This window comes from Leptospira broomii serovar Hurstbridge str. 5399 (assembly GCF_000243715.2).
In the GTDB taxonomy this organism is placed as follows: Bacteria; Spirochaetota; Leptospiria; order Leptospirales; family Leptospiraceae; genus Leptospira_B; species Leptospira_B broomii.
This window is the reverse complement of the sequence record NZ_AHMO02000002.1, coordinates 22,579-33,311: the sequence shown is the minus strand read 5'-3', so window position 1 is coordinate 33,311 and position 10,733 is coordinate 22,579. Positions and strand designations below refer to the sequence as shown.

At 43.4% G+C, this 10,733-nt stretch carries 7 protein-coding genes; 5 read left to right on the top strand and 2 right to left on the bottom strand.

The window, feature by feature from the left end:
* Nucleotides 1–174 precede the first annotated feature (174 nt).
* Nucleotides 175–918, top strand: a complete 744-nt coding sequence (locus tag LEP1GSC050_RS00135) for a TIGR04388 family protein (protein WP_010570224.1) — start codon at nt 175–177, stop codon at nt 916–918.
* A 92-nt stretch (nt 919–1,010) separates the two neighbouring features.
* Here LEP1GSC050_RS00135 and LEP1GSC050_RS00130 read toward each other — a convergent pair whose 3' ends face one another.
* Nucleotides 1,011–2,519, bottom strand: a complete 1,509-nt coding sequence (locus tag LEP1GSC050_RS00130; RefSeq protein ID WP_010570223.1) for a glycosyltransferase family protein — start codon at nt 2,517–2,519, stop codon at nt 1,011–1,013.
* A gap of 965 nt (nt 2,520–3,484) precedes the next feature.
* Here LEP1GSC050_RS00130 and LEP1GSC050_RS00115 point away from each other — a divergent pair.
* The 4 genes from LEP1GSC050_RS00115 (at nt 3,485) to LEP1GSC050_RS20760 (ending at nt 6,054) form a co-directional block, all read left to right on the top strand.
* A complete protein-coding gene (locus LEP1GSC050_RS00115; RefSeq protein WP_010570221.1) occupies nt 3,485–4,318 on the top strand; it encodes an Lp29 family lipoprotein in 834 nt (277 codons plus the stop codon).
* 706 nt (nt 4,319–5,024) lie between these two features.
* Complete coding sequence (locus tag LEP1GSC050_RS00110) at nt 5,025–5,369, top strand: ArsR/SmtB family transcription factor (RefSeq protein ID WP_010570220.1); 345 nt, start codon at nt 5,025–5,027, stop codon at nt 5,367–5,369.
* The gene (locus LEP1GSC050_RS00105; protein ID WP_010570219.1) at nt 5,366–5,881 is read left to right on the top strand and encodes an SRPBCC domain-containing protein; all 516 of its coding nucleotides are present in this window, start codon (nt 5,366–5,368) and stop codon (nt 5,879–5,881) included. Before LEP1GSC050_RS00110 ends, LEP1GSC050_RS00105 begins: the two co-directional genes overlap by 4 nt.
* Complete coding sequence (locus tag LEP1GSC050_RS20760; protein ID WP_020986885.1) at nt 5,878–6,054, top strand: hypothetical protein; 177 nt, start codon at nt 5,878–5,880, stop codon at nt 6,052–6,054. The genes LEP1GSC050_RS00105 and LEP1GSC050_RS20760 overlap by 4 nt, the downstream gene beginning before the upstream one ends.
* A gap of 304 nt (nt 6,055–6,358) precedes the next feature.
* On the opposite strand, the gene LEP1GSC050_RS00100 is transcribed toward LEP1GSC050_RS20760, so the two are convergent.
* The gene (locus LEP1GSC050_RS00100; RefSeq protein ID WP_020986884.1) at nt 6,359–10,531 is read right to left on the bottom strand and encodes an adenylate/guanylate cyclase domain-containing protein; all 4,173 of its coding nucleotides are present in this window, start codon (nt 10,529–10,531) and stop codon (nt 6,359–6,361) included.
* Nucleotides 10,532–10,733: the final 202 nt, after the last annotated feature.

Below are 10,733 nucleotides of genomic sequence, written 5' to 3'. Positions count from 1 at the left end.
ATATCTCAGTCTAAATTTTCTGTCCTCCCCCCGCGGCAACGATGTGTCGGGTGCGAAGCAGTCGCAGCGTTTGCGGGTAACGGTTAATATTAAAAGCAAAGAGCCGCTGAGACCGTAGCGAACGCGAAGCCCGGAGCAGCGTGACCCGGAACGAAGTGAAGGGGGCTGCCCAAAATGAAGAAAAAAGGCAAAAGCCAAGTAGCGTTAACCAAAGCGATCTTGCAAGGAGCGCAGGGTTACGAGAACGGAGGACTGAAGGGAGCACTGACCGGAGCGATCAGCGGAGTGGGTAGCGCGTATATGAACCCCTACGGGTTGAATGTAAACGTATCGTATAGCGACGAGGGTGGATTCGGAGGCGGAGTGAGTGTGGGTCCATCGACGTTGAACGTGGGAACCAATTTTTCAGAGCACGGCACTACTTCGTTTAACATAGGCACGAAAGCTGGTAATTTAAAGTATGATCCGGCAAGCGGGTTCAGTGGCAGCATCAACATGACGGGAGGAAATCCGAACGGAGTGATGGTGAATGTGGGGCAACACCAGGGTCCGAGCTTGACATATCAGAGAACGGAAGAGGAGACTCAACTGGGAGGTTCGGTGACGATCTCGGGGAATGGGGATACGACAATCAGTGCGACGGATTATAATGCGACAGCGGTGTCGGTGACCGGGAATCTGAATGATCCTGGTAGTTTCGGTAATGCTACGTTTAACAATAACTTTTATGCGGATGTGAACCAGAACCAGGCGATGGCCGGGGGAGATCAGTATATTCCTGAGATGAGGCAGACGGAGCGGACGAGCGGTACTTCGAATGAGAGACCCTATGATCCGAGTTCTTGGCCGGTGACCCCGGATCAGCTGAGTCTCGCGAAAACTAAAGTAGCAGATGAAAGCGCAGATATAGCAAACTAAAAAATACTGTCAGACTCATCTTCTTAGGGATCGATTTTGGAAAGACCTGAGCCTCGCAAAAACTAAAGTAGTAGCTGAAGATGTTTTAATCTCTAATGATTCTCTTTAATATAAAGCTTTAAGATTGGTGCCCACTTCGAAGAAGTTTCGCCAATCAACTCAAGTGATTTGGTTTCTGAAGGGTTTGCCAAAATGATGTAAGGAGGCTTCTTGATGATGGGGTATTCGTCCTGGATTCTTTTTATATTATAAAACATTATTCTAATAAAAAGAGAAACGATCGGATGTACCGTGTCATTTTTTATTTCTAGGAATCGATATAACTTGATAAACTCTGTTCGGTCCGAAAATTCATTAATGAAAATTCCATTTTTGGAAAAATATGCGAGGGTTCCCATTTCAGCAAACAAACCAATATACGTCTTTGTTTTTATCTTCCGATCAATTTCTTCTGCAAGACGTTTATAACCATTTCTACTTGACCAATTTGTGTAAATTGGCATTTCCGAAAAGCCTCCGGTCTCTTTACCAGTCCAGGCGAATCCGATTAGCTGTAATAAGAGCATGAGGAAAATCCAAATGATTCGAATTTTTTTGCGTAAGTTATTTGCAAAAAATAAAATAGTTACACTGGAATTTAAGCATATCAGGAATGGCGCATAATACCAATGATACGGCGGTACTTTTAGGGTTGAGAATGCAAAATAATGAATAACCCCGGACGCGAGGACAAGCATTCCTAATTTATGGATCGGATTAAACGGTTTTTTCAAAAAAAAGAATGCGGGCGCAAAAAGAAGTAAAGGAAGAATGGAGAAAATGCTTTCTCTAGTATATGAATTGAAATAAAGGAGCCATCCATTTTTGAATCCATATCCTCCTCCCCATGTTTTTTCTATTTTTTTAATTAAAAGTGTATCGGGGAAAAAAGATCCAAAATGCTGCCAACTAAAGAAAAGCCATGGAAGGACGACAACTAAGGCTAAAACCGGAGAAAGAAGCTTTCTTTTAATTCCTTTACTTGTTAACCAAAAGGGGAAAGCGAGTAGGACTGCATCTGGTCTGGTTAAATACAAGAAGCCGATAGCCAGTCCGAACCAATACGTCGAATCTTTTAGATAGAGTAGAATGCTCAGAAAAAAAATAAGAATTAGAAGAGCGCTCTCGAGTCCCATCGTGGAGATGATTAAGGGATTAAATAAGAATATAAAACTGAGCGTAAATGCGAATAATCGGGAAAGATTTAAGATTTTACCGATTTGGTAAGAAACGATGAAAAATAGGTAATGTATGAAGACTGTGAAGATGAAAACTGAGAGTTCTGGGTCCCGTACGAGTACGTTAATGAGCGATAATAAGATCACATTCAGGGGGGACGATGCCGAGTTTGAAGGAAGTCCGGGATACATCCCCCATTCAAAATGCTCGGAAAGATTTCGGACATACGTTAAGGTGATATACGTATCGTCGATAAATGAAGTTATAAACAATTGAACAAAAAAAGGGATCAATAAAAAATAGACGAAGATTGAAATCTTCCAAAAATCTTCTTTATTTTCTAGGATTCGTTTCCAGTTGAAATTCCAGGTTTTGATTGTCATGTAATAGCGTCTTGTAAATTTTCTTTCTAGGAAGTTTTATAACTCTTTACGGTAATTTTTCGTAAATCGTTCAGAATTTTAACCTAACTCTTTTTTTATTTTTTCTTATTTTGTCGATTCCTTTTCGGGGTTCTTTACAAAATCTAAGATTCATGAAGCAACATCTACTTACACTGAAAGGAATCAAGTAGTCGTTTCGTGAACGTTAGGAAGTAATAAATAAGATTGAAGTGGAAGGGTTCAGAGATTTTGATATTGATTTTAAAGAATAAAAGTTAGAATTTTCTGTCCTCCCCCGCGGCAACGATGTGTCGGGTGCGAAGCAGTCGCAGCGTTTGCGGGTAACGGTTAATATTAAAAGCAAAGAGCCGCTGAGACCGTAGCGAACGCGAAGCCCGGAGCAGCGTGACCCGGAACGAAGTGAAGGGGGCTGCCCAAAATGAAGAAAAAAGGCAAAAGCCAAGTGGCGCTAACAAGGGCAATCTTTCCACCTTCTCCTAAATGCGCGCTTAAGATTGGCAATATAGAATATCGGACGGAGGTCCTCCGAAATCGAAAAGAAAGCCTTGATCGGATTCATTTGAAATATTGGCGCGAATGTCCGCTTTGTAGTCAAATCGTGCATCACTATATCGAATAGAATCGAGTTGGAATTAGTAAGGACCAGGAAAAACTTCTTTGAGGAATCAAACAGAATGCGGATTTCGGTTTTGAAGATGAAAAACCGTTCAGCGGGCTCCGCGGTGAAAAAAAAAGAATCTTTTAAATTTAGTTTATTTCACTATTATGTTTTTTTAAACTTTTCAAGGTTTGATTTATCTTTATTAGAATTGGAAATGTCGGCTTGGTATTTTTTCGAGTCTCGGTATAACGTTTTACCGTTTTGAGATTTTTAAAATATTGGACATCGAGGGAATCGCAGGGAAATCTACTCATTTCTGAGTCACTCATCGGAGAAATTTTCCATGATTCGAAGCCGTATCCTTCTCGTCGTTTCCTTATTCGCAATGATTTCCTGTACTTCGATGAATTTCGTAGGTCCTGCTCCGGTTCGTAAGGAACGGATAGGGCAAAAATCTAAAGTCGCACTTGTGGGATTTCATCCTTACCGTTCGATACTAGTCGGAGAAAAGATAAACGGTTGGCTAACCGCGACTTGCAATATAGAACTTGCGAATCAGTACGGTAAAAAGTTTAACGCCGCTTATTTTAAAGGTAGGCGGAACGTTGTTTCAAAGCATGTCATGGTCGTCCCTAAATTCGATCAAGTCTTAGGTGGAATTTCGTGGGGAGAACCTATTCGGAATTTCCCAGCATCCGGTTTAGATACGGACGCGCCTCAAGAGCGGATTAAAGAATTCATAAATTTTTATTATAATAAGTCTGAGGCGGGAGCGATCCCGGATCTTTGCGAAGTTTTGGACTGGGATCCTAAATCGAATTCCTTTCAATTACGAAAAAGGAACGTGGACTACTACGCTGTCGGCATTTTTGACCCTCGATTTAGATATTATACTTTGTTGGGTGCGATACTCACGGTTCCGACGAGTATGATTAGCCTATTCACTCTAGGAACCCTTCCTGCTATTCAAGAAATGAAAACGGTTTCTACTTTTAGGATCTATGATGCAAAATTGAATCTGATAAAAGAGGTAGTTACGGATAATTCTTTTTGGACGATGGACGCTTGGTGGGTTTTCCCCAGTCCCCGGAGTCGGGCAATCGAAAAGTTTACGTATGACGCTCCGGTTTGGGAAAGGGATGTGGAGACTTTGGAGAATTCTTGGAATCCGGAGTAGATGTTTTTAATCTGGAATGAATTTAATTATATAAGATTTTACGCGTCTTAAGACCGTGAGGAACGTTTCGACTTAGCTCGTCGATTTTATTTTTACTTAAACGATTAGTTGAGTTAAAGTCGGTGGATGAGTCGCGGCATGCCCCATTTATCTCCGCGAATTGCTTTCCAACCTTTTCTTCAGCAATGTTCCAGCTATTCGGCGGTCGAAGAAAATATTCTTCATTGATTCAAACCAGCGCTCCGGACCAGGCAGGATCTAACTTTTCGATATCGCTGATTGCTTCTAAGAATTGACGCTCGACCTTTTTTCTAGCTTCCATCCAAGTCTTGGGCTTCAATTTTTCTGAATACTTTTACTTTTCAACGAAGAGATTAAGGTTTGAAATGACTATCGATCGTACATGCAAAAAAAGATCCGGCTGCTTCCCGGAATGCCCGGCTGCAAATGAGTTAAGGTCTTCCGTCACCGTGTACCTGCGATTTTCCCCTGCGTGATCTTAATCTTCTCAGATACCCCTTTCTCTTTGGGTCCGCGACTTTTTTGCACGCGTTTTTATTAGAGCAACCGAGCTGCATTTTGCCGGGCTCGTGTTAGAGAATCTCGAAGTCTTGCATGAGGATCATAGCTGCGTCTCCGTCGAAAAAGGGGTAAAAGACTTGACGTATTTCAATATATAGCCATATATTTATATAACATATTAACTATGCAACAGCTCGACTCTACCTTTGCCGCCCTCGCAGACTCCACCCGCCGCGCGATACTGATGCGTCTCGCGAAAGGCGAATTAACGGTTATGGAGCTCGCTAAACCCTTTAAAATGAGCCAGCCGGCCATCTCGCGCCACCTCAAAGTTTTGGAGCAGGCCGGCCTTGTCTCAACTACGATCCGCGCGCAGGCGCGTCCGCGACGACTTGAAACTGCTCCGCTCAAAAAAGCCACAGATTGGATTGAGAAATACCGCCAGATGTGGGAGAAGCGCTATCAAGCACTCGATGGACTACTCGAGGAATTGAAGACCATGCAAACAATAGGAGACCAACAAAAATGAAAGCAGATCAAAAAGAATTGAAGATAGAACTTCGAGGCGAAACGGAAGCCGTGCTCACACGCTACTTCGCCGCACCGCGTAAATTGGTATTCGACTGCCATACCAAGCCCGAGTTAATGCGCCGGTGGCTGATTGGCCCCGAAGGCTCAAGGCTTGAAACTTGCGAGGTCGATCTTAAGATTGGCGGCAAATACCTATTTGTCTACGTAGACTCAAATAAAAACAAATTTTGCGTTTATGGAACATTTCGGGAAGTGATCGTACCTGAGACGATAACAAATACCGAGAATTACGCGGTGGACATGTCGGCCTTCAATCCGAATGCTCTCGAAGATCCGAATGCTACCGTCGAGTCGCGTACCTTCACGATTGAAGGTAATGGAACGCTCATGACACACGTATGTAAATTTTCTTCAGCCGAAGTGCGTAAGATGGTACTCGAAACAGGCATGGTCGACGGTTGGGCAGTATGTTGCCAAGAACTCGATAAACTATTGTTGGAGATCGCTTGAAATATCTAAGGCATGTAGCTAGGTTTGATCCGACGAACGACAAGCCCGCTCACGAGTACGTTTCAATACTGAAGCCCGGTTCGGAATGGAGGCATGAACGTATCGATGATAAATGGACGATCGATATTATCGGTAAGGTTTCCTCCACGTCGCCTAGTTCTTTCATGGGATAGGCCGAACGATGTTGAAGAAGAATCAAATCGTTCTTGGAATCGGGCGGCAATCTTCTATTAATACAAATTTCGGTGATCTAATTACATTGAGATATTGAGCATCTGATTTTTTTATAACTTTCAGATGGAGAATAAATATGATTCATTCCTATTCCGGTCGATGCGCTTGCGGTACGATTCGTTGCGGTATTTCGACGAACCGATATGTATGATTGTCAGAGCCAGGACCGTCGACGGATTCGCTTTCGAATCGAGAAATATTCGGAAATAAATCTCATTTGCCTTAGAGAGATTTTTGCGATTTCTAAGTAGCTTCCTTTAGAGTCAGATATTTCCGTTGAAATTCGTTATTAGGAATCTGCCCGTCATTATCGATCGTTAGTCCATCGCGTAATCCTAACAGAAAATACATTGCGACTTCCCCTTTATTCTTAACGGGTATCGTTCCTCTATACTCCGTTTTGAAGAAATCTTTAATAAGTTCATAAGTGCTCTGAGAAATATTGATCTTACCCGGTTCGCCTGCCGATTCGAGCCGCGAAGCCGTGTTTACAGCGTCTCCCCAAACATCAAAGGCAAACTTTTTCTTACCGATCACTCCTGCAATCACCGGTCCCGAATGAATTCCAAGGCGCATTTCCCAAAACGGCAACCCTAACTCTTTTTTAATCGATTGCATCTGATTCATAAACGCTTGGAATTCTAGAGCGGCTAAGCAAGCATCTATCGCGTGAGTTTGATTCCTAGCCGGCAACCCGCCCACGCACATATAGGAATCGCCGATGGTCTTGAGTTTTTCGAGATTGAATCGATGTACAATCTCATCGAATTGCGAGAAGCAACCGTCCAATTCTCGAATCAAATCCGCCGGCGACATCAGTTCCGCGATGCTCGTAAAACCTTTAAAGTCGGTAAATAGAATCGTAGCTGATTCATAAAGAATGGGACGAACCTCTCCTTTTTCCTTTAATTCTCCGGCGACGTCGGCAGGAAGAATATTGAGCAATAGAGCGTCGGTTTTTTGCCGAGCCGCTTCCGTTTCTTGGAACAGATGCGTGTTTTGGATTGCTCCTGCGATCTGCGTACAGAATCGTTCTATACTTGCAATCTCATCTTTTGTTAAATCCCATAATTCGTCAAAGGCGGTAAACGCCATGATAGCGACCGCTTTGCCTTGAATTAACAACGGGATCTGTAAAAAAGCGCTGTTTCCAAGATGATTTTGAAATTCCCGGTCTATCTGGGTGACGTAACGACCCCATCGATTTACGTCGCTGACATATAGAGTTCTGAGTCTGCGGTAGGTGATCGTTAGTGCGCATTCGTCCTCGAGGGAGATACGCAAGTTTTTTCCCCAATTTAAATTTTCCTGAGAGATACGTTTCTCGATTCCGGGAGAAAAGCGACGAGGATACAATATGCCTTTTTCCGAGTCCACCATCCAGAGCACCCCGTCTCTGATACCATAGTTCTCCTCCGTATGTTTGAATACTAGATCCAGGACCGTGTCGAGGTCCCCCGTTTCATTTATCCTTCTCGCAAATTCGTTCAGGGCTTCGATATCTTTTCGGGCACTTTCTTTTTGGTCGAATAAATAAGTGTTCCGAATGGCTCCGGCAATCTGATCACAGAAAGCCTGTACTCTATCTATATCTCCGCGCGAGAGATTCATTCGAGAATGTCCGGATGTACACCAAATAATTCCGATCGTTCGGTTCTGCACTACGAGCGGAACAATGAGTAAGGATGCTAGTTCAAGAGTATTAATAATTTGTCTGTCGAGAGGGTGAGGAATTTTGAAGTTCGTTCGAGGCAAATAGAACGGTTGCTTCTTACAAAAAGTGCGCCAGAGTGTTCCGCCCGTCTCATCGAGAGGAATTTCTAAATTCTCGAAATATTCCCTTTGAGATTCGGTCCATTCTTTCGGGTCAATCCAAGCCCTTTGAAAACGTAGCGTTTTTCTTTTCTCTGCCAGTAACGACAAGATGCAAGAGTTAATTCCGAAGTTTTTTTGGATGAAGGAGAAAATCTCGTCGATTACCAAGCTGAGCTCATTACTCGCATTGATCTGCCGAGTAAATTCGTTTAGGCTCTCCGTTTCCTGGCGCGCTTTCTCGGCGGCGCGATGGGCCTCCTGAGTTTCCGCTATTAGACGCGCACTATATAAAGCTCCGGTTATCTGCTCGCAAATTCTCACAATACGTAAAATCTCTTTCTCCGTGAGTGAAAGTTTTTGATCGTATGCGGTTAAGTTGAGAATTCCAATTACTTCGTTATTTAGAATCAGCGGTATTTGAAGAAGGGATTGCAAACGCCCGTGCATCGCGATCTGAAAATCGACTTTTGAAAGCTTGTAGGACTCTCCGTTTAAGACATTTATTGCCGTTCGTTTTGTGGGAATTTCCTCCAAGTAAAACGGAGTCATCCTAATATACGTCTCGTAGAGAGTGCCGCTATTCCGATTCAAAGGCACCCGCAGTCGTTTAAAAAAAACGATATCCTCTTCCGGCATACTCGGAGGCGCGAGACCACGAGCGTATGTTTCCAATATCCCGTCCTCGTTTTGGACGTGCATCAGCCAGATCGTATCGATATTCGTATGCCGAACCATAAAATCAAAAGCCGCTCGAAACAACTTATCTAAGTCCAGAGTGGAATTTAATAATCTTGCAAATTCATTCAGATTCTCGACTTCTCGCGTCGTTTCTTCCGCGATCTCTTTTTCGGTCGCTAGGCTTTCAAAAGTAGCATCCAATTCGGTCGAGATCGGCCGAGTTAAAAAAAAGGTAAGTTGATATCCGAGTAATAGGATAGGCAATCCGAACAACAATATGTATAGGGTCCTTGCAAAGGTCGGTGCATTATTGTCCGGTAGCAACGGGAATACGAGAAAGAGTACGATCGGAATCATTAGGAGAGATAAAAGGGAAATTCTATGTCCGACCCGTAGCGCTTGCTGTTCCCTCGAATCTCCACCGTATTTCAAGACTCCGTAAGCGAGTATCGCGGTCGGTAAAATAGTTAGATTACCGAGCGGATAAATCGGAATTCCGGTCGTAGCAGGAAGGTTTAGGAAGAGCATGATTGCGCTTATCACTAAGAATAGCACCGCGAAATTACCGATCGATCCTGCACCTTTTCCGCCTCCCGCTCTTCTCCATTCTCGTCCGACCATTACAAGACCTAAAAACGCAATGACCCCGAAGATCTGTAGCACCGGTCCTGATGCGAGTATACGTCCCCACGGAAATTCATAGTAGCCTACAAAAAGCCAGGGAGAAAACGACAAAAAACTGAGCAAAATCGAGGTGAGATCGAAGATAAAAAGCCATCGTTGCGGAGATCTTTTGAGCGCCACAAAGGCAAAACGAATCTGTATACACGGCGCGAGACAAAAAATCGCATAACACAATTGCGTTATACGATAGCTAACGACCGGCTCGGAAGTTAGATTGATCACAATATTCGAAATCAGCTGCGCCCCAAAGATAAACAGTGAGAATGCGCCTAGCTGATTTAAAGGAGACCCTGGATTTGTTCCGCCGACCAAGATTCCGAGGCCGAAAACCGCAAGCGCAGAAAGAATCGGAACAAAAAGCCAGGGTGCTCCCGAGGACATTGCCAGATCCGCCGGCGTTAAAAGGCGAATTACTACGGCGGAAATCGTAAAGAAGATGCATGCGATGAGAACATTTAGGAAATAGAATAAAACGCTTTTTTGAAAAAGGAGAGCGCTCAAATTTAAGAAGTCGGTCCGGAAAACACCGTACGCAAGTATCAGCATAGGAATAAACGAAAAGTTGCCGCCCGGAAATAAGGGGATTCCGATCAAACTAGGCAAATTTGAAGCTGATAGAATAATCAAAAGATTATGACCGATTGCAAGAGTCCACTTTTCTTGGAGCGAATTCTCCTTAAGGTAATCATAATAAGCCGGAACAACCACGACGAAATAGGATATCACTCCGACGATACCCCAAGGCTTAAGAAATCCAGAGGATATCGGATACTTCCCGAATGAATACTGGATAAATTCTCCGGTAAACGCCCGGTCCATTATGATTCCGACTAGCGCTAGTCCGGCTGCAGCCCAATTTAACCAGGCCGCCCATCGAACACTTTTATATTTTTTTTCTAGAATCTCATCGACTAGATGACAGCTCATCGGAGTGAATAAAAGTACGATCGGATAAAGATCTGTATTGAGAGCAATTAACAAACTTTCATTCGGAATTATTGCACGTAGCCCAAGCAGCAACCCTAAAGTTCCAAAAGCAAGACAGCTGATCGCAAAACTTAGAAAAAGGTTACGATTTCCGGAATATCGTAATCGTCCAATCGCAACTATAAAGAGAACAACGCCGACTATAAACGTCAGGAAGCCCGGAACAGAGTAGGGGAATTGATACCAGAAATACTCGACCGCAGAAGGATATTCCGATATAGTCGACCATAATTTGACAGGATATGATTCCATGGACGTGTCCACACAATCTAATCGAAAAACTCAAATTGTCGCCTTCGATTATAATTCAGGACTTCATAGGAATGCCAGTTGAGTAAAAGAAACGGAGAGGCTTTGGATGAAAGCGGTATCTTTCCGAAAATTTCGGATTCTAAACCGACATAAACCTTCGATATCGAATGTCTATAAGCCTAACGGATCGGAATAGAAAGAA

Excerpts from the sequence above, each read along its gene's own strand:
- LEP1GSC050_RS00135 (WP_010570224.1), top strand. The coding sequence starts at position 175 with ATGAAGAAAAAAGGCAAAAGCCAAGTAGCGTTAACCAAAGCGATCTTG.
- LEP1GSC050_RS00130 (WP_010570223.1), bottom strand. The coding sequence starts at position 2,519 with ATGACAATCAAAACCTGGAATTTCAACTGGAAACGAATCCTAGAAAAT.
- LEP1GSC050_RS00115 (WP_010570221.1), top strand. The coding sequence starts at position 3,485 with ATGATTCGAAGCCGTATCCTTCTCGTCGTTTCCTTATTCGCAATGATT.
- LEP1GSC050_RS00110 (WP_010570220.1), top strand. The coding sequence starts at position 5,025 with ATGCAACAGCTCGACTCTACCTTTGCCGCCCTCGCAGACTCCACCCGC.
- LEP1GSC050_RS00105 (WP_010570219.1), top strand. The coding sequence starts at position 5,366 with ATGAAAGCAGATCAAAAAGAATTGAAGATAGAACTTCGAGGCGAAACG.
- LEP1GSC050_RS00100 (WP_020986884.1), bottom strand. The coding sequence starts at position 10,531 with ATGGAATCATATCCTGTCAAATTATGGTCGACTATATCGGAATATCCT.